Source organism: Streptomyces sp. BBFR51 (assembly GCF_044591655.1).
GTDB lineage: Bacteria > Actinomycetota > Actinomycetes > Streptomycetales > Streptomycetaceae > Streptomyces.
This window is the reverse complement of record NZ_CP172448.1, coordinates 2,082,917-2,105,075: the sequence shown is the minus strand read 5'-3', so window position 1 is coordinate 2,105,075 and position 22,159 is coordinate 2,082,917. Positions and strand designations below refer to the sequence as shown.

Here is a 22,159-nt window from a genome sequence, read left to right as displayed (position 1 = left end):
CACCGGACGTCCGAGGTCCGCGCATCCGACGCGAGATTCCGAGAGGCGCGCATGACCTCTGTGCCCACGCCGATCCCCTCCCGCACGCAGTACGTGCTGGAGGAGATCAAACGCCGCATCCTCACCGGCCGGCTGACGCCCGGCCAGGCCCTGGTCGAGACCGACCTCGCCGCACAGTTCGGGGTGTCCAAGACACCGGTGCGCGAGGCGCTCAAGACGCTGGCCGGTACCGGACTGGTCGTGAACAGCCAGTACAAGGGCGTCACCGTGCGCATGGTGGACGCGGACATGGCGCGCGAGGTCTACGACGTCCGGCTCCTCCTGGAGCCCGAGGCCCTCAGGCGCGCCGTGCGCCGCGAAGCCTCCCTGGACGCCGCCCGCGACGCGCTGACCCGGGCCGACCGGGCCACCGACACGGCCGAACGGTCGCTGGCCAACCGGGAGTTCCACCGCGCCCTGTACGTGCCGTGCGGCAACCCGCTGCTCGGCCGGATGCTCGACGAGGTCCGCGACCAGGCGGCGCTCGTCTCCGCGGTCGCCTGGGCCGCCGACCCCTCCTGGGAGCGGGAGGCCGGCGAGCACCAGGAGATCCTGCGTCTCGCCCTCGCCGGTGACGCGGACGGCGCGGCCCGCGCCCTGCACGCGCACATCGCGTCCTTCGTCGAGCGGGCCTTCCCCGAAGCGGGGACGGCGGCCCAGGAAGAGGACGGTCAGGCATGACAGCGACGTTCGAGACCCAGCGGGCGGCCCTGGCCGACGTGGTGGCGATCCCGGTGACCCCGTTCGCCGAGGACGGCTCCGTCGACCCCGCCACCTACCGGGCCCTGCTGCGTCGTCTCCTCGACGGTGGCATCACGACCCTCACCCCCAACGGCAACACCGGCGAGTTCTACGCACTCGACCCGGCCGAGCGGCGACTCGTCACCGAGCTGACGATCGAGGAGGCCGGCGAGCGCGCGGACATCCTGGTGGGCGTGGGCCACGACGTGCCGACCGCGGTGGCCTCCGCCCGGCACGCCCGCGACCTGGGCGCCTCGATGGTGATGGTCCATCAGCCCGTCCACCCCTACGTCTCCCAGGGCGGCTGGGTCGACTACCACCGCGCCATCGCCGAGGCCGTGCCCGAACTCGGCGTCGTGCCCTACATCCGCAACGCCCAGCTCACCGGCGCCCGCCTCGCCGACCTCGCCGACGCCTGCCCCAACGTCATCGGCGTGAAGTACGCCGTCCCGGACGCCTCCAAGTTCGCCGCGTTCGCCCGCGACTCCGGCCTCGACCGCTTCGTCTGGGTCGCGGGGCTGGCCGAGCCGTACGCGCCCTCGTACTTCTCCGCGGGCGCCACCGGCTTCACCTCGGGCCTGGTGAACGTCGCCCCGGCCGTTTCGCTGAACATGATCGAAGCGCTTCGATCCGGCGACTACCCGGGCGCCATGAAGGTCTGGGAGCAGATCCGCCGCTTCGAGGAACTGCGCGCCGCCAACGGCTCCGCCAACAACGTCACCGTGGTCAAGGAGGCCCTCGCCTCCCTGGGCCTGTGCCGCCGGGAGGTCCGCCCGCCGAGCAAGCCGCTGCCCGAGAGCGAACGCGCCGAGGTCGCCGCCATCGCCGCGGGGTGGTCCATATGACCCCCGGTACGACCCCCCATACGACTCCCAGGAAGTCGCCGCAGCAGCTCCGCAGCCACCAGTGGTACGGCACGGACGGCCTGCGCTCCTTCAGCCACCGCGCCCGCACCCGCCAGCTCGGCTACCTGCCCGAGGAGCACCTCGGCAAGCCCGTCATCGCGATCCTCAACACCTGGTCCGACATCAACCCCTGCCACGTCCACCTGCGCGACCGCGCCCAGGCGGTCAAGCGGGGCGTGTGGCAGGCGGGCGGCTTCCCCCTCGAATTCCCGGTCTCCACGCTCAGCGAGACCTTCCAGAAGCCCACCCCGATGCTCTACCGCAACCTCCTCGCCATGGAGACCGAGGAGCTGCTGCGCTCCTACCCGGTCGACGGCGCCGTGCTGATGGGCGGCTGCGACAAGTCCACGCCCGCCCTGCTCATGGGCGCCGCCAGCGTCGACCTCCCGGCGGTCTTCGTGCCCGCCGGGCCCATGCTCCCCGGGCACTGGCGCGGTGAGACCCTCGGCTCCGGCACCGACATGTGGAAGTACTGGGACGACAAGCGGGCCGGCCTCATCGGCGACTGCGAGATGCAGGAACTGGAGAGCGGCCTGGCCCGCTCGCCCGGCCACTGCATGACGATGGGCACCGCCTCCACGCTGACCGCCGCCGCCGAGGCCCTCGGCGTCACGGTCCCCGGCGCCTCCAGCATCCCGGCCGTCGACTCCGGGCACGACCGGATGGCCGCCGCGGCCGGACTGCGCATCGTGGAACTGGTCCACCGGGACCGGAAACTGAGCGACATCCTCACTGCCGACGCCTTCGAGGACGCCGTCACCACCGTGCTCGGCCTCGGCGGCTCCACCAACGCCGTGATCCACCTGATCGCCATGGCCGGCCGCGCGGGGGTCACCCTCACCCTCGACGACTTCGACCGCGTCGCCCGCACCGTCCCGGTGCTGGCCAACGTCCGCCCCGGCGGACAGACGTACCTGATGGAGGACTTCCACTTCGCCGGCGGACTGCCCGGTTTCCTCTCCCGCATCACCGACCTGCTCCACCTGGACCGGCCCACCGTCTCCCACGACACCCTGCGGGAACAGCTCGACGGCGCCCTCGTCCACCACGACGACGTCATCAGGACCCGCGACAACCCCGTCGCGGACGAGGGCGGGGTCGCCGTACTGCGGGGCAACCTCTGCCCGGACGGCGCCGTGATCAAGCACATCGCCGCCGAGCCCCACCTGCTCAAGCACACCGGCCCCGCAGTCGTCTTCGACGACTACCGGACCATGCAGCGCACCATCAACGACCCGGACCTGAACATCACCGCCGACAGCGTGCTCGTGCTGCGGGGCGCCGGCCCCAAGGGCGGTCCCGGCATGCCCGAGTACGGGATGCTGCCCATCCCCGACCACCTGCTCAAGCAGGGCGTGCGGGACATGGTCCGGATCTCCGACGCCCGGATGAGCGGCACGAGTTACGGCACCTGCGTGCTGCACGTGGCCCCCGAGTCGTACGTCGGCGGACCGCTCGCCCTGGTGCGCACCGGCGACTCGATCACCCTCGACGTCCAGGCGCGCTCGCTGCGGCTCAACGTGGACGACGAGGAGCTGGAGCGCCGCAGGGCCGCCTGGACACCGCCGCCCGCCCGCTACGAACGGGGTTACGGCGCCCTCTACAACGAACAGATCACCCAGGCCGACACCGGCTGCGACTTCGAGTTCCTGGCCCGCCCCGGCAAGGTGCAGGACCCCTACGCCGGCTGACCGCACGGCAGCTCCGCGCACACCCATGACCGTGGAGAAAGCGCTTCCCCCACGATCCGCGAAGAACACCGCACGACCCACGCACGACGTACCAGAACGGAGAACTGTCATGGCCCAAGCCGCAGCCGTGGCGAAACCGCCCGCGCCACCCCGGCGGCGCCGTGCCTCGGCCACGCCGCGCAGGCTCCCGTACCTGCTGATCGGGCCGGCCGCCCTGCTGATGCTGGGCTTCATCGCCTATCCGGTCATCAGCGTCTTCTACTACAGCCTTCAGGAGTACAACCCCACCAAGCCGTGGCGGAACGGCTTCGCGGGCTTCGACAACTTCGTCAAGATCTTCACCGACGACCCGATGTTCTGGGACACCCTCGTCTTCAGCGCCAAGTGGGTCTTCGTCGAGGTCGGACTGCAACTGCTCTTCGGTCTGGCGCTGGCGCTCATCGTCAACCAGACCTTCGTGGGCCGGGGCATCGGACGCGCCATGGTCTTCTCCCCGTGGGCCGTCTCCGGCGTGCTGACCTCCGCGATCTGGGTGCTGCTCTACAACTCCCAGACCGGCGTCACCCGTTACCTCGCCGACATGGGCATCGGCTCGTACGGCACCAGTTGGCTCTCCGACACCTCGACCGTGTTCTCCGCGGCGGTCGTCGCCGACCTGTGGCGCGGCGTGCCCTTCTTCGCGATCCTCATCCTCGCCGACCTCCAGTCCGTCTCGAAGGACCTGTACGAGGCGGCCGAGGTCGACGGGGCGAGCCGGATCAAGCAGTTCTGGCACATCACGCTGCCGCACCTGAAGGACGCCATCATCCTGTCCACGCTGCTGCGCGCGGTGTGGGAGTTCAACAACGTCGACCTGCTCTACACCCTGACCGGCGGCGGACCCGCGGGCGAGACCACGACCCTGCCGCTGTACATCGCCAACACCAGCGTCGACGCCCACGACTTCGGCTACGCGTCGGCCCTCACCACGGTCGCGTTCGTGATCCTGCTCTTCTGCTCGATCGTCTACCTGCGGCTGAGCAAGTTCGGAGGCGAGAAGAAGTGATCACCAAGGAGGCCACCACGGCCGCCCCCGCCCCCGCGCGCATCGCCCCCACGCCGCCGCGGCCGAACAAGAAGCGCCCGGCCTGGGACGAGGTGCCCCGCTGGCAGATCTACCTGCCGCTCGGGATCTACCTGGTCTTCACGCTGATCCCCTTCTACTGGATCCTGCTCTTCGCGCTGCGCCCGGCCGGCTCCACCTCGCTCGTGCCCTGGCCGATGACCACCGAGCACTTCGAGAAGGTGTGGACCGACCGCAGCTTCGGCACCTTCTTCGAGAACAGCGTGTACGTCGGCGTCGCGACCCTGGTGATGACCACGCTCGTCGCCCTGGCCGGCGGCTACGCCCTCGCCCGGTTCGACTTCAAGATCAAGCGGGCCTTCATGCTCGGCCTGCTCTGCTCCCAGTTCGTGCCCGGCGCGCTCCTGCTGGTGCCGCTCTTCGAGATCTTCGCCGAACTCCAGATGATCAACTCGCTCGGCAGCGTCATCATCGCCGAGACCGTCTTCCAACTGCCGCTGTCGATCATCCTGATCAGCAACTTCATCAAGAACGTGCCGTACTCCCTGGAGGAGGCCGCCTGGGTCGACGGCTGCGGCAGGCTCCGCGCCTTTCGTATCGTCGTGCTGCCGCTGCTGCGTCCTGGCCTGATCGCCGTGGGTTCCTTCGCCTTCGTGCACTCCTGGAACCACTTCCTGTTCGCCCTGATGTTCCTCAACAACCAGAGCAAGCAGACCATCCCGGTCGGCCTGAACTCCCTGATGAGCGCGGACAGCGTCGACCTCGGCGCGCTCGCCGCCGGCGGCATCATCGCCGCCGTCCCCGTCGTGATCGTCTTCGCCTTCATCCAGAAGTGGCTGATCACCGGCTTCAGCGCGGGGGCGGTGAAGGGATGAGCCGGGTTCCCGTCGTCCTCGCCGGCGCCCGCGGTCACGGCCGCTGGCACGTCGCCAACATCCGCCGCCTGGAGCGGGCCGGACTGGTCCGGCTGGCCGGCATCTGCGAACTGACCCCGCTGACCGAGCAGGAGGCCGGCGGCGAACTCCCCGAGCAGTCCGCCGACTTCGGCGCCCTCCTCGACTCCACCGGCGCCCGGATCGCCGTCATCTGCACGCCGATCCCCACCCACACCGACCTCGCGCTGACCGCCGCCCGCAAAGGCGTCCACCTGCTCCTCGAGAAGCCCCCGGCACCGTCGTACGCCGAGTTCCGGCGCATGGCCGACGGGGTCGCCGAGGCCGGCGTCGCCTGCCAGATAGGGTTCCAGTCGATGGGCTCGCACGCGGTGCCCGCCGTCCGCGAACTGGTCGCCGAGGGCGCGATCGGCGAGGTGGCGGGCATCGGCGGAGCCGGCGCGTGGGTGCGCGACGAGGCCTACTTCCGCCGGGCACCCTGGTCGGGCAAGCGGCGCCTCGACGGCGCCGACGTGATCGACGGCGCGCTGACCAACCCGCTGGCGCACGCGGTCGCCACCGCCCTCGCCCTCGGCGGCACCGCCCGCGCCGAGGACGTCGCCGGTATCGAGACCGAGCTGAGCCACGCCAACGACATCGAGGCCGACGACACCTCCTGCGTGCGGATCAGCACGGCGCGCGGGCACCGTGTCACCGTCGCCGCGACCCTGTGCGCCGAGCGGGCCGCCGAGCCGTACGTCCTCGTGCACGGCGGCAGCGGCCGCATCACGTTCTGGTACAAGCAGGACCGCATCCTGCTCCAGCGCGGCGGCCACGGCCCCGAGGAGTACCACTACGACCGCACCGACCTGCTGGAGAACCTGGTCGACCACCTCGATACCGGCACCCCCCTGCTGGTGCCCCCGGACGAGACGGGCGCCTTCATGCGGGTCGTCGAGGCGATCCGGCGGGCCCCCGACCCGGACCCGCTGCCCGAGGCCGCCTGGCGGCGCGTCCCCGGCGAGAGCCGCCGCGTGGTCCCGGGCATCGACGGGTTCGTGGCCGCCGCCGCCGACACCCTCTCCCTGTACTCCGAGCTGGGCGCGCCCTGGGCGCCGCACACCGAGCACCCGCGATACGAGGTGAGCACCCGATGACCGGCAACGACTCCCCGGTGCTGCGCGTGGCGGGCCGCCCCGTCGCCCGCTACGTCACCCGTCCCGAACTGCCCCACCGGCTCTCCCCGCGCCCCTACCTGCACCCCGTCACCACCCTGGCCGGCACCGCCGTGACCGAGTTCGGTCCCGCCGACCACCTCCATCACCTCGGCGTCGGTGTCGCCGTTCCCGACGTCGAGGGGCACAACTTCTGGGGCGGGCGCACCTACGTGCGCGACCGGGGTCCGACCGAGCTGGACAACCACGGCACCCAGCGGCACACCGCCTTCCAGCTCAGCGACCCCGACGGCTTCGTCGAGGAGCTGCGCTGGGTCGCCGCCGGCACCGAGCTGCTGCGCGAGCGCCGCACGGTCGCGGCCACCGAACTCACCGCCACCGCCTGGGCACTGGACTTCACCTTCTCCCTCACCAACGTCACCCCGGACCCGCTCACCCTCGGCAGCCCCGCCACCAACGGACGCCCCGGCGCGGCCTACGGCGGCTTCTTCTGGCGCGCCCGCAAGGAGGGCACGGCCCCGCGGGTCTTCACCGCCGACCGGGAGGGCGAGGGGGAGGTGCACGGCGCCGGCGCCGACTGGCTCGCCCTGACCGGCGACACCTGGTCGCTGGTGTTCGCCGGCGTCACCGAACGCACCCGGCGCGACCCGTGGTTCGTGCGCACCGAGGAGTACCCGGGAGTCGGCTCCTCGCTGGCCCACGACGACCGCGTGGCCGTCGCCCCGGGCGACACCCTGGTCCGCCGGATCGTCACCGTCGTAGCCGACGGCCGCCTCGACGCCGACGGCGCCGCCACCCTCGTACGAAAGGCGGTGAGCCCGTGACCTCCGGGACCGGATCGACGCCCGGGGCCGCCGTGACCCCCGAGGCACCGAAGACGTACACCAACCCCGTCCTGAACGCGGACTGGTCCGACCCGGACGTCGTGCGCGTCGGCGACGACTTCTACCTGACCGCGTCCAGCTTCGGCCGCGTCCCCGGCCTGCCGCTGCTGCACTCCCGCGACCTGGTCGACTGGACCCTGGTCGGGCACGCCCTGGACCGTCTGGAGCCCGAGCGGGCGTTCGCGGTGCCCCGGCACGACTGCGGCGTCTGGGCCCCGGCCCTGCGCCACCACGCCGACCGCTTCTGGATCTTCTGGGGCGACCCCGACCAGGGCGTCTTCCAGGTCAACGCGCCCGAGATCAGGGGCCCGTGGACCGCGCCACGGCTGGTGAAGGCCGGCAAGGGGCTGATCGACCCGTGCCCCCTGTGGGACGAGGAGACCGGCGAGGCCTACCTCGTGCACGCCTGGGCCAGATCCCGCTCCGGGATCAAGAACCGCCTCACCGGTCACCGCATGCACCCCGACGGCACCGAGCTCCTCGACGACGGCGAGGTGATCGTCGACGGCGACCGCCTCCCCGGCTGGTTCACCCTGGAGGGCCCCAAGCTCTACCGCCACGACGGCTGGTTCTGGATCCTGGCACCCGCCGGCTCGGTGGAGACCGGCTGGCAGGGCGCCTTCCGCTCCCGCGGCTTCTTCGGGCCGTATGAGGAGAAGGTCGTCCTCGAACAGGGCGACACCGACGTCAACGGCCCCCACCAGGGCGGCTGGGTGCGCACGCCGGCCGGCGAGGACTGGTTCCTGCACTTCCAGCAGCGCGGCGCGTACGGCAGGGTGGTCCACCTCCAGCCGATGCGGTGGGACGCCGAGGGCTGGCCGGTGCTGGGCGACGACGGCGTACCGGTCACCGAACACCCGCGCCCCGCGCTGCCCCCGCAGCCGGCCGCCGCACCCGCGAGGGACGACGACTTCCCCGGCGGACGGTACGGCCGCCAGTGGTCGTGGACCGCCAACCCCCGCGACGGCTGGGCCACCCAGCACTCCGGGGACGGGCTGCGGCTGGCCTGCGTCCGCTCGGCCGACGCGCACGACCTGCGGGTACTGCCGAGCGTCCTCACCCAGCGGTTCCCCGGCGAGCCCTCGGTGATCGAGGTCGAGCTGCGGCTGGAGGGCGAGGAACCGGGCGCGCGGGCCGGGCTCGCGGTGCTCGGCGACGCCTACCGCTGGATCGGGCTCCAGCGGGACCCGGACGGGACGGTGCAGTTGGTGCACCGGTTCGCCGAGTCGGTGGCCGAGACCGAGCGGGACGCCGACCGGCCCCGCCCCGCACCCGGGGGACGGGTCCGGCTGCGGATCGAGACCGTTCCCGGGGCGCGCTGCCGCTTCTCCTACGACCTCGGCGACGGCCCGCACCCCGTCGGCCAGGAGTTCGCCGCCACACCCTGGCGCTGGGTCGGCGCACTGCTCGGCCTGTTCGCGCTCGCGCCCGCCGGCCAGGGACACGCCGGCGTCGCCACCTTCACCCGGTTCCGGATCGAACCCCGCCCCCACCACTGATCCACCCCACCGCCCCCCACGCGTTCAGCACGTGCACCGCTCCGTTCCACCGCTCCGTTCCACTGCTCCGTTGGATCCAGAAGAAGAGAGCCGACCAATGAAGATCAGCATTCTCAGCAGCAGAGGCGCAGGCAGGCGCCGGACATCCGTCGCCGTCGCCCTGGGGGCCGTGCTCGCGCTGACCGCCACCGCCTGCGGTGACGACGGCAGCGGGTCGGGCGGCGACAAGGGCGCCGAGGGCAGCGGCAAGGGAAAGATCGTCTTCTGGGACAACAACGGCGGTATCCGTACGGCCGTCTGGAAGGAGATCATCGCCGACTTCGAGAAGGCGAACCCGGACATCGACGTGGAGTACGTCGGGATCGCCGCCACCGAGTACCAGTCCAAGGTCGACACCGCCATCCAGGGCGGCGGCCTGCCGGACGTCGGCGGCGTGACCGCGTCGATGCTCGCGGGCTTCTCCGCCCAGGGCGCCCTGGAACCGCTGGACGACCGGCTCGGCAAGTCCCCCCTGAGCGGCCAGCTCAACAAGGACATGGTCGAGTCCCTGAAGGCCGCCGGCGGCGGCGACGGCACCCTGTACTCGGCGCCGACCTCCGCCAACAACGGCGTCCTCTACTACCGCACCGACCTGTTCGAGAAGGCCGGTCTCGACGCGCCGACGACGTGGGACAAGTTCTACGAGGCGGCCGAGAAGCTGACCAACGCCGGCAAGAACGAGTTCGGCTACACCATCCGCGGCGGCTCGGGTTCCATCGCCCAGGCGCTCGACGCGATGTACGGGCAGTCCGGCATCACCTCGTTCTGGGACGCCGACAAGAAGAAGACCACCGTCAACGACCCGAAGAACGTCGAGGCGCTGGAGAAGTACGCGGCGCTCTACAAGAAGGTCACGCCGGCCGCCGACGTCAACAACGACTTCGCCAAGATGGTCGCCCAGTGGGACACCGGCACGATCGGCATGCTCAACCACAACCTGGGCTCCTACCAGGACCACGTGAAGGCGCTCGGCGTCGACAAGTTCCGCGGCATCCCGCAGCCGGTCGGCGCTACCGGCAAGCGGGTCCAGGTGTCCAACCCGGTCGACGGGCTCGGCATGTTCAAGAGCTCGAAGAACAAGGAGGCCGCCTGGAAGTTCATCGAGTTCGCCACCTCGAAGGAGCAGAACTCGAAGTTCAACGAGTCGGCCGGGCAGGTGCCGTCCAACACGGGGGCCTCCGGCGACGCGTGGATCCAGAAGGCCGAGCCCACCAAGCTGGCGGCGGACGCACTGAACGACGGGTCCACGACCATCGTCCAGCTGCCGTACTACCTGCCGGACTGGAACACCATCTCCAAGGCGGACAACGAGCCGAACTTCCAGAAGGTGCTGCTGGGGAAGATGAGTGCGAAGTCGTTCCTGGACACGGTGGCCGAGCAGCTCAACGAGGCGCAGGCCGAGTGGACGGAGCAGATGGGCTGACCGGCCCGAGCCGGAAATCGCCGCGGGGCGGTCTGTCGTGTGCGGGCCGCGGGCCTGCGGGCCGCCCCCGGGTTGTTGTCCCTCACCCCTCCTGGAAGGTGTGCCGACGTGTCCGTCACCCGAAGACAGATCGCCTCCGCCGCCGTAGCCGCTGTTCCCCTGGCGTTCGCCGCCACCGGTACCGCCCAGGCCGGCGGACGCCACCCCCGCACCCTTTACATCACCGGTGACTCCACCGCCGCGCAGAAGTACGCCGACGCCGCGCCCGAGACCGGGTGGGGGATGGCGTTGCCCTTCTTCCTCCGCAAGGACCTGCGCGTCGCCAACCACGCCGTGAACGGGCGGAGTTCGAAGAGCTTCGTCGACGAAGGGCGGCTGGACGTCGTGCTCGGCGCGATCCGCCCCGGCGACCTTCTGCTCGTCCAGTTCGCGCACAACGACGAGAAGGACGAGGACCCCACCCGCTACACCGAGCCCTGGACGACGTACCAGGACTACCTGCGGATGTACGTCGACGGCGCGCGGGCCCGTGGGGCGCGGCCGGTGCTGGCCACGCCCGTCGAGCGGCGGCGGTTCGACGCGGGCGGCACCGCGCAGCCGAGCCACGGGGAGTACCCGGCGGCGATGCGGGCGCTCGCGCGTCAGGAGGGCGTGGCGCTGCTCGACCCGCAGGCGCTGTCGCTCGCGCTGTGGCAGCGGCTCGGTGTGGAGGGGACCAAGGCGTACTTCAACTGGACCGCCACCGAGCAGGACAACACCCACTTCAACCCGCCGGGCGCGATCGCCGTCGCCCGGCTCGTCGCCCGGGAGCTGCTGCGCGGGCGGGTGCTGGCGCACCGGGACGTGCGCCGGCTGGACGAGGAGGTCCCCGGGTCCTGGATCGACTGGCCCGCGCCGGCCGACGTACGACACCCCTGATCGCCCCTCACCTGATCGCCGCCCCTCACCTGATCGCCCCTCACCCCACGATCCGATTCCGAAGGAGAGCCGTACCATGAACGCACGGAGATGGCATGGGCACGCCATAAAACTCGCCCCGAAGAGAGCGGCCGCGCTGGCCGGCTGCACCGCGCTCGTGCTGAGCCTGACCGCCGCCACGGCCGAGGCCCGCCCCGGTCACCACCAGCACCGTGACACCGCCCGGCAGACGCTGCCCGCGAAGGACGGCTGGGCCTCCCACGGCGCCGGCACCACCGGCGGGGCCGCGGCCGACGCGGACGACGTGTACACCGTCACCGACTGGGCCGGGTTCAGGGCCGCCCTGGCCGCCGAGGGCACCGCGCCCAGGATCATCAAGGTGAAGGGCACCGTCGACGCCGTCTCGGAGGGCTGCGAGGCCTTCGCCGCGCCCGGTTACGACTTCGACGCCTACCTGGAGACGTACTCGCCCGAGAACTGGGGCATGGACACCGACCTGAGCGCCGAGCCCGACGACAGCCCCGAGGGCCTGCGCCGCGCCTCCGCCGCACAGCAGGACCGGTCCATCAAGGTGGAGGTCCCCTCCAACACCACGATCATCGGCGTCGGCCGCGACGCCGGCCTCAAGGGCGCCAGCCTCCAGATCAAGGGCGTGGACAACGTCATCGTCCGCAACCTGACCTTCGAGAGCCCCGTGGACTGCTTCCCGCAGTGGGACCCCACGGACGGCGACCAGGGCAACTGGAACTCCGAGTACGACAGCGCCGTGGTCTACGGGTCGACGCACGTCTGGCTCGACCACAACACCTTCACCGACGGCGAGCACCCCGACAGCGCGGCGCCCATCTACTTCGGCATGCTCTACCAGCAGCACGACGGGCAGTTGGACATCGTGAAGGGCGCCGACTACGTCACCGCGTCCTGGAACGTCTTCACCGAGCACGACAAGACCATCCTGATCGGCAACAGCGACAGCGAGTCCACCGCCGCCGTCGACCGCGGCCACCTGAAGGCGACCTTCCACCACAACCTGTTCAAGAACCTCGTCGAGCGCGCCCCCCGCGTCCGCTTCGGCCAGGTCGACGTCTACAGCAACCACTTCGTGGCCACGGACGACTACGCCTACAGCTTCGGCGTCGGCAAGGAGTCCGCGCTCGTCGCCGAGCACAACGCCTTCACCCTGCCCCACGGCGTCAGCCCCGCCAAGGTGCTCAAGCGCTGGAACGACTCGCCCCTCACCGCCGCCCACAACCGCGTCAACGGCCGCACCGTCGACCTGATCGCCGTCCACAACGCGCAGATCCCGGACGAGACCCTGCGCTCCGGCGCCGGCTGGCGGCCCACCCTGCGCACCCAGGTCCTGCCCGCCTGGGCGGTCTCGGTCGTCGTCGACCACGGCGCGGGCGCCGGCCGCCTGCGCTGACGTCCGTCCCCGAACCGGGCCGGGGCGCCCGCACCGCCCCGGCCCCTTCGGTCCCGCACCCCGAAGGAGCACCCGTATGCACCGACCCGCCCCATCCCGCAGAGGCTTCCTCCTGACGACCGCCGGCGCGGGCGCCGCCCTCGGCCTCGCCGCCGGACCCGCGGCCGCCGGCACCCGACGGCGCCCGCGGCCCTTCGGCCGGTACGGCTCACCGGCCGCGCGCCGCAACCCGAAGACCCTGTACGTCGACCCGCACGGCCGCGGCGACTTCACCTCCGTACAGGCCGCCGTCACCGCGACCGAGGGCGACGGCTGGACGCTGGTCCTCGCCCCCGGCACCTACCGCGAGACGGTCTCCGTGGACGCCGACCGCACCGGGGCGACCTGGATCGGCGCCTCCAGGGACCCGCGCGACGTGGTCGTCGTCTACGACAACGCGGCCGGCACCCCCAAGCCGGACGGCTCCGGCACCTACGGCACCAGCGGGTCGGCGACCACCACCGTGCGCGCCGACGGCTTCACCGCCCGCCGGATCACCTTCGCCAACGACTGGCTGCGCGCCGACCGGCCCGACTGGACCGGCACCCAGGCGGTCGCCATCAAGGTCATGGGCGACCGGTCCGCCTTCCACGACTGCCACTTCCTCGGCCACCAGGACACCCTCTACGCCGACACCCGCGACCTCTCCCTCTTCGCCCGCCAGTACTACGAGCGCTGCTACGTAGAGGGCGACGTCGACTTCGTCTTCGGCCGGGCGACGGCCGTGTACGAGCACTGCCACTTCCGCACCCTGACCCGCACCGACCTCGACGCCGCCCCCTACGGCTTCGTGTTCGCTCCGTCCACGGCGGGCGCCAACCCGCGCGGCTACCTGGTGACCCGGGGCCGCGTCAGCAGCGAGGCCCCCGACGGCTACTACAAGCTGGCCCGCCCCTGGGTGCCCAGCTCCGACACCACCGCCCACCCGATGCTCACCGTGCGCGAGAGCCACCTCGGCGCGGGCATCGACGCGGTGGCGCCCTACGCCGACATGCGGGAGGCCCACCCCTGGCAGGAGCAGCGCTTCGGCGAGTACCGCAACACCGGCCCCGGCGCCGCGGTCACCGTCCCCGAGAACCGGCCCCGGCTCACCCGCGCCGAGGCCGCCACGCACACCCGGGAGGCGTACCTGGGCGACTGGCGGCCGTACGACCGGCGGCGCTGACCGGCGGCGCCGACCGGTCCCTCCCGGGCGGCACTTGACCTGCTTGACGCGATTTTTGCCAGGTAAAGGGGCGCGGATCCGGCCACGGGTCTCGCGCTCACCCGGGTGACGCGCGTAGAAACCTGTGTCATGCATAAACCACTGCGCGTTGCGACCGTCACCGCCGCCTGTGCCGTCGCCGGCGCCGTCCTGTACGGCACGGGCGCGGCCACCGCCGGCCAGTCGACGGCCAACTCCACCCACGAGCCGTACAACATCGGGGTGCTGGCCAAGGACATCGACGCCTACTACGGCACCACGCTCGACGCCGACGGCGTCTACCAGGCATCCCCGGACAGCCCGTACGCCGCCGATCTGGCCCGCCTCGACACGGCCGCGAAGAAGCAGATCGACCGGGCGGCCCGCACGGCGCACCACAAGCACACCAAGCCCGCGGTCGTCTTCGACATCGACGACACGCTGCTCCTCAGCCTCGACTACGAGAAGAAGAACAACTACGGCTACGACGGCGACACCTGGGCCGCCTACGTCGACCGGGCCGACCGCCCGGCGGTCCCCGGCAGCCCGGGACTCGCCACGTACGCCGAGAAGAGGGGCGTCGAGGTCTTCTACAACTCCGGCCTGAGCGAGGCGCAGCGCGCCGCCGCCGTCGAGAACCTGAAGAAGGTCGGCGCCGACGTGAACCTCGACACCGGCCACGTCTTCCTCAAGGACAAGGCCGACCCGCCGTCCTACCTGGCCCACTGCGCCACCCCGGGCACCTGGACCTGCACCACCGTGCAGTACAAGGCGGGCACCCGCCGGCACATCGAGCGGGACCTCGGGTACGACATCGTCGCCAACTTCGGCGACCAGTACTCCGACCTCCAGGGCGGCTACGCGGACCGCACGTACAAGCTGCCCAACCCGACGTACTTCGTCGAGTAGCGGTGCGCTCCCTCAGCCGCGGGGGGTGAAGCCGCCCTCCACCGAGAGGCGTCCGGACGCGGCGGTGGCCGTCGCGGAGTAGCCGTCGCCGCCGGCGTCCCGGCCACCGCGCTCGTGGTTGTACTGCCCGGCGAACATCCACTCGCCCGCCGGGACCGTACGGCCCCGCTCGAGCGTCCACCGGTAGACGAGGAAACCGTCCCGCTCGTCGACCGTGAACGTGAAGTCGCCCTCCGGCAGCGACCGCCAGGCCCCGGTGGAGGTCACCGAGCCGGTCTGCGCCACCCGCAGTTCCACGGTGAGCGCGGTCAGCGGGGCGCTCGTTCTCAGGGTGATGTTGCTCTGCGCCCAGAACTCGTTGCTGTGCGGGTCCACCGCGCCCCGCGACCACAGCGGGCCGCCCTCCCGAGACCCGCCCTCCCGAGACCCGGGCCCCCGAGGCACGGGCTCCCGAGGGCCCGGCGAGGTGGCGACCGAGCGCTGCGTGGGGGCGTCGTCCTTCACCGCGGACGCGACCGCGTAGCCGCCGGCGACCAGGACGCCCGCCACCGCGGCCGTCGCACCGGCCACCCGCACCCAGCCCGGCAGGGGCGGACGGGCCGGCCGGTGCTGCCCGGGACGGTCCCGGACCGTCATGCCGCGCTCGACCCGGGCCAGGATCCGGGCCCGGTCGGGTGTGTGCGCCCCGGCCGCCTCGCGCAGCCGGGCGCGCAGCTCCTCGTCCACGTCCCGCCGCCCGGTCATCGGCTGCCTCCCGCGGCCTCTGAGCTGTGCGCGACGGCCGCGCGCACCTGCTGGGGAGCACGGGGAGCGGCCCGGGTGCCGAGCAGCCGCTGGAGTTCGGCCACTCCCTTCGACGTCTGGCTCTTCACCGTGCCCACCGAGATGCCCAGGGCGAGCGCCGTGTCCCTCTCGGAGAGGTCGAACGCGTGCCGCAGCACCACGCACGCCCGCTTGCGAAACGGCAGCCGGCGCAGCGCCTCCTGCACGTCCACCACACCCGCGACGTCCGGGTTCTCCGCCCGCTCCTCGCGCTGCGACCAGAACAGGGCGACCCGTCTGCGCTCGCGCACGGCGGTCCGGATACGGGTGCGGGCGAGGTTGGCGACGACACCGCGCGCGTACGCCACCGGATGGTCGGCCGCGCGGACCCGGTCCCAGCGGTGCCACAGGGCGAGCAGGGCGTCCGCCGCGAGGTCGTCGGCGGCGTCCGGCTCGCCCGTCAGCAGATGGGCGAGCCGGGACAGTTCGGCGTAGTGACGCTCGAAGAAGGCGTGGAACTCCGCGGAGGCTGCGTCGTCGACGACTGTCCTCACGGGCGGACTCTCCTCGCAGCGGCTTCCCCGGTGTCGAACACCGTACGGCAGACCGAACCCGCGGGGGAGGGACTCAGCTTCCCAGTGCCGCCTCCATCATCGCCTTGGCCACCGGGGCCGCCAGGCCGTTGCCGCTGACCTCGCTGCGGGCCGCGTCGGACTGCTCGATGATGACCGCCACGGCGACCTCCTTGTCCGAGGAGTCGGACTTGGCGTACGAGGTGAACCAGGCGTACGGCGTCTTGCTGTTGTTCTCGCCGTGCTGGGCCGTGCCGGTCTTGCCGCCGACCGTGGCGCCGGAGATCTGCGCGTTGGAACCCGTGCCCTTCGCGACGACGGTCTCCATGGCCGACTGCAACTGCTCGGCGGTGGAGGAGCTGACGATCCGCTTCGAGTCCGGGTCGGAGTGGTCCTCGAGGACGTCGCCGCCGCTGTCGGTGACCTGCGACACCATGTGCGGGGAGACCAGCTCGCCGCCGTTGGCCAGGGCCGCGGAGACCATCGCCATCTGCAGCGGGGTCGCCGTCACGTCGAACTGGCCGATGCCCGTCAGAGCCGTCGACGAACGGTTCATGTCCTTCGGGTACACGCTGGTGTAGGCCCGTACCGGCACGTCCTGTGTCTCGTCGTTGAAGCCGAACTTCTCCGCCATGGCGCGCAGCTCGTCCTGGCCGAGGTCGACGGCCATCTTCGCGAAGACGTTGTTGCACGAGTACTGGAGCGCGGTGCGGATCGTGGCGTTCTCGCAGGGGGCGTTCGGGTTCTCGTTGGTCAGGTCCGTCGTGGTGTCCGGGAGGGTGTAGGGGTCCGGGCTGTCGGTCTTCTCGTCGACCGATCCGTACAGCCCGTTCTCCAGCGCGGCGGCCGCGACGACCAGCTTGAACGTCGAGCCCGGCGGCAGCGGCTGGCGCAGCGCGCGGTTGGTCAGCGGCTTGTCCGGGTCCTCGGTGAGCTTCTCCCAGGCCTCACCGGCGGTGTTGGCGTCGGTCAGCGACGTCGGGTCGTACGAGGGGGTCGAGACGACCGAGAGGATCTTGCCCGTCTTCGGGTCGATCGCGACGGCGGCGCCCTTCGTCTCGCCCAGCGCCTCGAGCCCGGCCTTCTGCACGTCCGGGTCGATGGTCGTGACCACGTTGCCCGGCTCGGCCCGGGTGCCGGTGACCGTGTCCATCACGGTCTTCAGCCGCGGATCGGTGCCGTTGAGCACGTCCTGGTAGATGCCCTCCAGCTGCGTCGGCGCGTACGCCTGCGAGGCGTAGCCCGTCACCGCCGCATACAGCTTGCCCTTCTCGTAGGTGCGTTTGTACGCGAGGTCGCCGCCCTCCGTCGACGCCGAGCCGGTGACCGACCGGCCGGCCACGATGATGTTCCCGAGCGGGCCCGCGTACGTCTGTATCGCGCCCCGCCGGTTGTCCTTGCTGTCCGCGAGCGCCTCGCCCTCGTAGAACTGCACCCAGGTCGCCCTGATCAGCAGAGCGAACACCAGGAGCAGCGTGAAGACCGAGGCGCGCCTGATCGTCTTGTTCATCCCGCTGACAGGACGAACGGGCGGGAAGCGATCGTTCCCATGTGCCCCGTTTTCTCATCTTTCTCATCGTCCGTTCATGAAGCCCGCCTCGTAGGCCCGGATCACCGCCTGCGTGCGGTCCCGGGCGCCGGTCTTCGCCAGCACCGCCGCCACGTGGGTCTTCGCCGTGGCCGGGCCCACACCGAGCCGCCCGGCGATCTCCGCGTTGGTCAGGCCGGTCGCCATCAGCCGCAGCACCTCGCCCTCGCGCCCGGTCAGCCGCGCCACCCAGGGCGGCGGCGCGGGATTCGCGCGCGCGTGCTCGGCCGCCAGCGTCCGCACCGCCGCCGGGAACAGCAGCGTGTCGCTGTGCGCCACCAGCCGTACCGCCCGGACGAGGGTGTCGGCGTCGGCGCGCTTGAGCAGGAAGCCGGCGGCACCTGCGCGCAGCGCGTCGTAGACGTAGGAGTCGTTCTCGAAGGTGGTCACGACCACGACGCGGGGCGGTCCGGCGAGCGTGGCGAGGATCTGCTCGGTGGCGCGGATGCCGTCGACCTCGGGCATCCGGACGTCCATCAGGACCACGTCCGGGCGGGTCTGGCGCACGACGGAGACGGCCTCGGCGCCGGTGGCGGCCTCCCCGACGACCTCCAGGTCCGGTTCGGCGGAGAGGATGGCGCGCAGGGCGGTGCGGACCATGCGTTCGTCGTCGGCGAGGACGATCCGGATCGGCGGACGGGTCACGCGGTTCCCTTCAGCGGCAGTCGGACAGGGGCAGTCGGACGTGGAGCCGCCACAGCGGCCCCGCGGGGCCCGCCTCGGCCGCGCCGCCCAGCAGCCGGGCCCGGTCGGTGATGCCGCGCAGGCCGTGACCGCCGCCGGGACGCGGGACGGGGCAGGACCCCCTCAGGGGATTCTCGACGGTGATCCGCAGATCGCCGTCCAGCACCTCGACGCGCAGCGCCACGCCGACCTCCTCGCCCGCGTGCCTGAGCGCGTTGCTCAGCCCCTCCTGCACGATGCGGTACGCCTCGCGGGAGACCAGCGGCGGAAGCGACTCGGGGTCGGCGGCGACGGTGGCCGTCACCCGGGGTCCGCCCGCGCGGGTGCGGCGCAGCAGGCCGTCCAGGTCGGCGGCGAGCGTCGGCGCGGGCGCGGTGTCCCAGGCGTCACCGGGAGCGTCGCCCTCGCGCAGTACGCCCAGTACGGCGTCGAGTTCGCCGACCGTGCGGCGCGTGGTGTCCTCGATCGCGGCGAGCGCCTCGCGCACGAACTCCGGGTCGGACTCCAGCACCCGGCGGGCGGCGCTCGCCTGGAGGGTGACCGCGCTCAGGGCGTGGCCGACCGAGTCGTGCAGTTCACGCGCGAGCCGGTTGCGGACGGCGAGGTCGGCGGCGCGGGCCTCGGCCGCCGCGAGGCGGTCCTCGGCACAGGGGCCGAGCAGCGCGGGCGCCCAGCGGGCCAGCAGCGTGCCGCAGACGCCGGCGCACCCGGCGAGCGCGACCAGCATCGCGGCGCCCGCGAACGGCGCGAGGAAGAGCACCCAGGTGTGGTGGAAGAAGCCCGGCATCCCCGTCCGGTCGTCACGCAGCGCCGGCACGAAGGGCAGCAGGACCAGCGCGGCCGCGAACGGCGGCACCGCCAGCGACATCCCCGCCACGATCCCGCCGGCCCCCAGATGCAGCGTGAACCAGGCCGCCGTACGCCCCTTCTCGCCCTTGGTCCGGGCGGGCCCGTGGGCCAGCCGGTCGCCCTCGACGCCGCACAGCGACCGCACCACGCCCGACTCCAGGGGCCGGGTGAGCGGGAACAGCGAGGTGACGGCGGCGAGCGGCAACCCGACGGCGAACGAGGCCAGTTGGAGGCGGAGCGAGCCGAACACGTTCGCATCCCCGGCGACCGGGCCGACGACGACCGAGCCGACGAGGACGTACGGCATGGCGAGCGCGCCGCCGAGGATCAGATGGATCCACCGCAGGCGCGCCCGTCGGCCGAACAGGAACCGGGCGAACGCGGTCACGGCCGGGTGCGGGCGGTGACCGACCGCCGGGTGAGGAAGTGGGCGCCGACTGAGGCGAGGAGGAGGCCGACGGTCATCTGCCCAGCGTAGGTGAGCGTCATCAGCGTGTCCGGGCGGTCGGCGGGATCGTCCGCGGGCATCAGCGTGGCGAGCAGCACCCAGCCGCCCCAGCAGGCCGCGGCACCGGAGCAGACCCAGGCCGAGGCGAGGGGCACCGCGACCGGAAGGCGCCGGGCGCGGCGGAGGGCGAGCAGCAGGGTGCCGGTGACGGCCGCCGCGAGGAACGCGACGTGCATGCCCTCCAGCACCCGCAAGCCGTCCGCGTGTTCCCCCGTCCCGAGCCCCGCCGTGCCGCCGCTCGCCCAGTACAGCCGGACCGCGAGCGGGAAGGCCGCGAGGACGGCACCGATGACGGCGACGGCCTTGAACGGCGCCGCGACGGCGCGCACCGGCAGATCCCCCACCCGTCCGTGCCACAACTGCCCCCAACGGCCCCGCGCGTAGAGGACGAACAGCGTCCCCAGGGCGAGACCCTGCACGATGAAACCGGTGTAGACGACCGCGAACACCCATGAGTGGAGGAAGGGCTCGCCTCCCGGTCCCGACGCCGTCGCGGTGTCCTCGCCGAACGCCCGCGTCAGGAGCTGCAACGGGAACCCGGCCATGATCGGCGCGAGCAGACCCGTGGCGACCCACACCGGGAACGCCAGCGGCCACGCGGGCACCCGCAGGCCCCACGGGCGGGTGAGCACCAATGCCAGCGCGATCACACAGCTGTCCAGCAGCACCGTGAGCCCGTTGGCCACGGCCATGGTGACCCGGTGGTCGAGGAGGACGCTGCCGGCCGGGATCCCCACGTGACTCCCGGCGATCCAGGCGACCTTGAGCCCCAGGTACGGCAGGCAGGCGACGACGGCGACCGCGCGCAGCAGCCGACGGGCACGGGCGGTCCCCGCGCCGGAAGCGGCCGGGAAGCCGTTGGAGGCGGAAGCAGCGGCCGGGAAGGCGGTGGAGGCCGTGGAGGTGGTGGAGGCGAGGGTCTGCGTCATGGCTCCACGCTCCCGCGCCCACACCCCCGGCACGTCCTGCGCACCGACGATCCGCCTCCGCCGCGCGGCGGAGACGCATCGGTCGGCGGGTCGTCAGCGGGGTCGCCGGCTCATTCCGCGAGGTGCAGGACGACCTCGTCGATCTCCTCGCCCCGGGCCGCGGCGAACCCCCGCGCCCGGGCGCTGGTCTCGAAGCCGCACTTCTCCAGCACGCGCCGCGACGCCGCGTTGTCGGCCGCCGCTCGCGCGTACAGCGGGCGGTCGCCCACCTCGGCGAGCAGGGCCCGCAGCGCGGCCGTGGCCACGCCCTGGCCCCAGTACGCCCGGTCGATCCAGTACGTGACCTCGCGCTCGCCCGGCTCCCCGTACACCGCCGTGCTGCCGATGACGTCACCGTCGCCGAGGATGGTGCGTACGACGTCGCGGGAGGCCCGGATCTTTTTCCAGTGGGCCTCGAAGGCGTCGCGGTCGGCCGGATCCTTGTGGGTGAAGGCCGCCATGTGCAGGGCCTCCGGATCGTTCATCTGCCGGAAGAAGACGGGCAGATCGCTGTCGTGTACTTCGCGCAGTGCGATGTGCATGGATCAGAGCCTACGCGTGGCCAGTGTCAGCCGGTCCCGGGCGTCGAACAGCGCGTCCTTCACCATCTGCTCGTGCGCGGGCGTGAGCCGCGCCACCGGGACCGAGCAGCTGATCGCGTCCCGCGCGGGAGTGCGGTACGGGACCGCCACACCGAAGCAGCGCAGGCCCAGCGTGTTCTCCTCGCGGTCCACGGCGAAGCCCTGCTCCCGCACCTGGTGCAGCTCCCCGATGAGCTTCTCCCGGTCGGTGATGGTGTGCTCGGTCAGCGCGGGGAGCGTCTCCGGGAGCATCTTGCGGACCTGCTCGTCGGTGTACGTGCTCAGCAGCGCCTTGCCCAGCGAGGTCGAGTGCGCGGGCAGCCGGCGGCCGACCCGGGTGAACGGCCGCAGGTAGTGCTGCGACTGGCGGGTGGCCAGATAGACGACGTTCGTGCCGTCCAGGCGCGCGAGGTGGATGGTCTCCGTCGTGTCGTCGGATAGCCGGTCCAGCGTCGGCCGCGCCGCCGCGACCACCTCGTCGCCGTCGATGTACGAGGTGCCGACCAGCAGCGCCCGCACACCGATGCCGTACCGCGTGCCCGTGGCGTCCGTCTCCACCCAGCCCAGCTCCACCAGCGTGCGCAGCAGCATGTAGAGACTGGACTTGGGATAGCCGACGGCCTCCTGGACCGACGCGAGGGAGTGCATACCGGGGCGTCCGGCGAAGTATTCGAGCAGCTCAACCGTCCGTACCGCGGACTTGACCTGCGCTCCGCCCCCCGTCTCGACAGCCGACATCGCCCTTGACCCCTTCGTTCGACGGGAAATAGTCTCGAACAGCATATTCATCAGCAGAGACAGCGTTCAGCATATCGAACGAGTCGACGCAGAGCACGTTCCGATG

General features: G+C 72.0%; 21 protein-coding genes. 13 read left to right on the top strand and 8 right to left on the bottom strand.

The annotated features are described in order from the left end of the window. The first annotated feature begins 51 nt into the window (after positions 1-51). The 13 genes from ACGH7X_RS09510 to ACGH7X_RS09450 all read left to right on the top strand — a co-directional run bounded on the left by ACGH7X_RS09510 (position 52) and on the right by ACGH7X_RS09450 (position 14,803). On the top strand, positions 52-720 hold the full coding sequence (locus ACGH7X_RS09510) for a GntR family transcriptional regulator (protein ID WP_399883598.1): 669 nt from the start codon (positions 52-54) through the stop codon (positions 718-720). Continuing rightward, positions 717-1,625 carry a dihydrodipicolinate synthase family protein gene (locus ACGH7X_RS09505; protein WP_399883595.1) on the top strand — a complete coding sequence of 303 codons (909 nt, stop codon included), beginning with the start codon at positions 717-719 and terminating at the stop codon, positions 1,623-1,625. The genes ACGH7X_RS09510 and ACGH7X_RS09505 overlap by 4 nt, the downstream gene beginning before the upstream one ends. Then, positions 1,622-3,376: an L-arabinonate dehydratase gene (araD, locus tag ACGH7X_RS09500; RefSeq protein ID WP_399883592.1), complete on the top strand. Its 1,755-nt coding sequence runs from the start codon at positions 1,622-1,624 to the stop codon at positions 3,374-3,376. Before ACGH7X_RS09505 ends, araD begins: the two co-directional genes overlap by 4 nt. Before the next feature lie 109 nt (positions 3,377-3,485). Further along, positions 3,486-4,421, top strand: coding sequence for a carbohydrate ABC transporter permease (locus tag ACGH7X_RS09495; RefSeq protein ID WP_399883589.1), 936 nt, complete (start codon positions 3,486-3,488; stop codon positions 4,419-4,421). Further along, complete coding sequence (locus ACGH7X_RS09490; RefSeq protein ID WP_399883586.1) at positions 4,418-5,314, top strand: carbohydrate ABC transporter permease; 897 nt, start codon at positions 4,418-4,420, stop codon at positions 5,312-5,314. Before ACGH7X_RS09495 ends, ACGH7X_RS09490 begins: the two co-directional genes overlap by 4 nt. Then, a complete protein-coding gene (locus ACGH7X_RS09485; protein WP_399883583.1) occupies positions 5,311-6,468 on the top strand; it encodes a Gfo/Idh/MocA family protein in 1,158 nt (385 codons plus the stop codon). The genes ACGH7X_RS09490 and ACGH7X_RS09485 overlap by 4 nt, the downstream gene beginning before the upstream one ends. Continuing rightward, the gene (locus ACGH7X_RS09480) at positions 6,465-7,310 is read left to right on the top strand and encodes a PmoA family protein (protein ID WP_399883580.1); all 846 of its coding nucleotides are present in this window, start codon (positions 6,465-6,467) and stop codon (positions 7,308-7,310) included. Before ACGH7X_RS09485 ends, ACGH7X_RS09480 begins: the two co-directional genes overlap by 4 nt. Continuing rightward, the gene (locus ACGH7X_RS09475; RefSeq protein ID WP_399883577.1) at positions 7,307-8,869 is read left to right on the top strand and encodes a glycoside hydrolase 43 family protein; all 1,563 of its coding nucleotides are present in this window, start codon (positions 7,307-7,309) and stop codon (positions 8,867-8,869) included. Before ACGH7X_RS09480 ends, ACGH7X_RS09475 begins: the two co-directional genes overlap by 4 nt. Positions 8,870-8,966: 97 nt before the next feature. Beyond that, complete coding sequence (locus ACGH7X_RS09470) at positions 8,967-10,331, top strand: ABC transporter substrate-binding protein (protein WP_399883574.1); 1,365 nt, start codon at positions 8,967-8,969, stop codon at positions 10,329-10,331. A gap of 108 nt (positions 10,332-10,439) precedes the next feature. Beyond that, the gene (locus ACGH7X_RS09465; protein WP_399883571.1) at positions 10,440-11,249 is read left to right on the top strand and encodes a rhamnogalacturonan acetylesterase; all 810 of its coding nucleotides are present in this window, start codon (positions 10,440-10,442) and stop codon (positions 11,247-11,249) included. Positions 11,250-11,325: 76 nt separating this feature from the next. Next, complete coding sequence (locus ACGH7X_RS09460) at positions 11,326-12,672, top strand: polysaccharide lyase family 1 protein (protein WP_399883568.1); 1,347 nt, start codon at positions 11,326-11,328, stop codon at positions 12,670-12,672. A gap of 76 nt (positions 12,673-12,748) precedes the next feature. Beyond that, the gene (locus ACGH7X_RS09455; RefSeq protein ID WP_399883566.1) at positions 12,749-13,876 is read left to right on the top strand and encodes a pectinesterase family protein; all 1,128 of its coding nucleotides are present in this window, start codon (positions 12,749-12,751) and stop codon (positions 13,874-13,876) included. Positions 13,877-14,005: 129 nt separating this feature from the next. Next, entirely contained in the window at positions 14,006-14,803 is a 798-nt protein-coding gene (locus ACGH7X_RS09450; protein ID WP_399883563.1) for an HAD family acid phosphatase, read from the top strand. A gap of 12 nt (positions 14,804-14,815) precedes the next feature. Here the strand turns inward: ACGH7X_RS09450 and ACGH7X_RS09445 are convergent, their stop codons facing one another. From ACGH7X_RS09445 to ACGH7X_RS09410, 8 genes are all read right to left on the bottom strand, one after another. Continuing rightward, positions 14,816-15,547, bottom strand: a complete 732-nt coding sequence (locus ACGH7X_RS09445) for a hypothetical protein (RefSeq protein WP_399883559.1) — start codon at positions 15,545-15,547, stop codon at positions 14,816-14,818. Next, entirely contained in the window at positions 15,544-16,119 is a 576-nt protein-coding gene (locus ACGH7X_RS09440) for a SigE family RNA polymerase sigma factor (protein WP_399883556.1), read from the bottom strand. The genes ACGH7X_RS09445 and ACGH7X_RS09440 overlap by 4 nt, the downstream gene beginning before the upstream one ends. Before the next feature lie 73 nt (positions 16,120-16,192). Further along, a complete protein-coding gene (locus tag ACGH7X_RS09435; protein WP_399883553.1) occupies positions 16,193-17,647 on the bottom strand; it encodes a peptidoglycan D,D-transpeptidase FtsI family protein in 1,455 nt (484 codons plus the stop codon). Between the two features lie 63 nt (positions 17,648-17,710). Then, positions 17,711-18,370: a response regulator gene (locus tag ACGH7X_RS09430; RefSeq protein ID WP_399883550.1), complete on the bottom strand. Its 660-nt coding sequence runs from the start codon at positions 18,368-18,370 to the stop codon at positions 17,711-17,713. Between the two features lie 10 nt (positions 18,371-18,380). Beyond that, positions 18,381-19,646: a sensor histidine kinase gene (locus tag ACGH7X_RS09425; RefSeq protein ID WP_399883547.1), complete on the bottom strand. Its 1,266-nt coding sequence runs from the start codon at positions 19,644-19,646 to the stop codon at positions 18,381-18,383. Then, a complete protein-coding gene (locus tag ACGH7X_RS09420) occupies positions 19,643-20,695 on the bottom strand; it encodes a hypothetical protein (protein WP_399883544.1) in 1,053 nt (350 codons plus the stop codon). Before ACGH7X_RS09420 ends, ACGH7X_RS09425 begins: the two co-directional genes overlap by 4 nt. A 110-nt stretch (positions 20,696-20,805) precedes the next feature. Next, a complete protein-coding gene (locus tag ACGH7X_RS09415; RefSeq protein ID WP_399883541.1) occupies positions 20,806-21,276 on the bottom strand; it encodes a GNAT family N-acetyltransferase in 471 nt (156 codons plus the stop codon). A gap of 3 nt (positions 21,277-21,279) precedes the next feature. Further along, a complete protein-coding gene (locus ACGH7X_RS09410; protein ID WP_399883538.1) occupies positions 21,280-22,053 on the bottom strand; it encodes an IclR family transcriptional regulator in 774 nt (257 codons plus the stop codon). Between the last annotated feature and the right edge of the window lie 106 nt (positions 22,054-22,159).

Excerpts from the sequence above, each read along its gene's own strand:
- ACGH7X_RS09510 (WP_399883598.1), top strand. The coding sequence starts at position 52 with ATGACCTCTGTGCCCACGCCGATCCCCTCCCGCACGCAGTACGTGCTG.
- ACGH7X_RS09505 (WP_399883595.1), top strand. The coding sequence starts at position 717 with ATGACAGCGACGTTCGAGACCCAGCGGGCGGCCCTGGCCGACGTGGTG.
- araD (WP_399883592.1), top strand. The coding sequence starts at position 1,622 with ATGACCCCCGGTACGACCCCCCATACGACTCCCAGGAAGTCGCCGCAG.
- ACGH7X_RS09495 (WP_399883589.1), top strand. The coding sequence starts at position 3,486 with ATGGCCCAAGCCGCAGCCGTGGCGAAACCGCCCGCGCCACCCCGGCGG.
- ACGH7X_RS09485 (WP_399883583.1), top strand. The coding sequence starts at position 5,311 with ATGAGCCGGGTTCCCGTCGTCCTCGCCGGCGCCCGCGGTCACGGCCGC.
- ACGH7X_RS09480 (WP_399883580.1), top strand. The coding sequence starts at position 6,465 with ATGACCGGCAACGACTCCCCGGTGCTGCGCGTGGCGGGCCGCCCCGTC.
- ACGH7X_RS09470 (WP_399883574.1), top strand. The coding sequence starts at position 8,967 with ATGAAGATCAGCATTCTCAGCAGCAGAGGCGCAGGCAGGCGCCGGACA.
- ACGH7X_RS09460 (WP_399883568.1), top strand. The coding sequence starts at position 11,326 with ATGAACGCACGGAGATGGCATGGGCACGCCATAAAACTCGCCCCGAAG.
- ACGH7X_RS09455 (WP_399883566.1), top strand. The coding sequence starts at position 12,749 with ATGCACCGACCCGCCCCATCCCGCAGAGGCTTCCTCCTGACGACCGCC.
- ACGH7X_RS09450 (WP_399883563.1), top strand. The coding sequence starts at position 14,006 with ATGCATAAACCACTGCGCGTTGCGACCGTCACCGCCGCCTGTGCCGTC.
- ACGH7X_RS09445 (WP_399883559.1), bottom strand. The coding sequence starts at position 15,547 with ATGACCGGGCGGCGGGACGTGGACGAGGAGCTGCGCGCCCGGCTGCGC.
- ACGH7X_RS09435 (WP_399883553.1), bottom strand. The coding sequence starts at position 17,647 with ATGAACAAGACGATCAGGCGCGCCTCGGTCTTCACGCTGCTCCTGGTG.
- ACGH7X_RS09420 (WP_399883544.1), bottom strand. The coding sequence starts at position 20,695 with ATGACGCAGACCCTCGCCTCCACCACCTCCACGGCCTCCACCGCCTTC.
- ACGH7X_RS09415 (WP_399883541.1), bottom strand. The coding sequence starts at position 21,276 with ATGCACATCGCACTGCGCGAAGTACACGACAGCGATCTGCCCGTCTTC.
- ACGH7X_RS09410 (WP_399883538.1), bottom strand. The coding sequence starts at position 22,053 with ATGTCGGCTGTCGAGACGGGGGGCGGAGCGCAGGTCAAGTCCGCGGTA.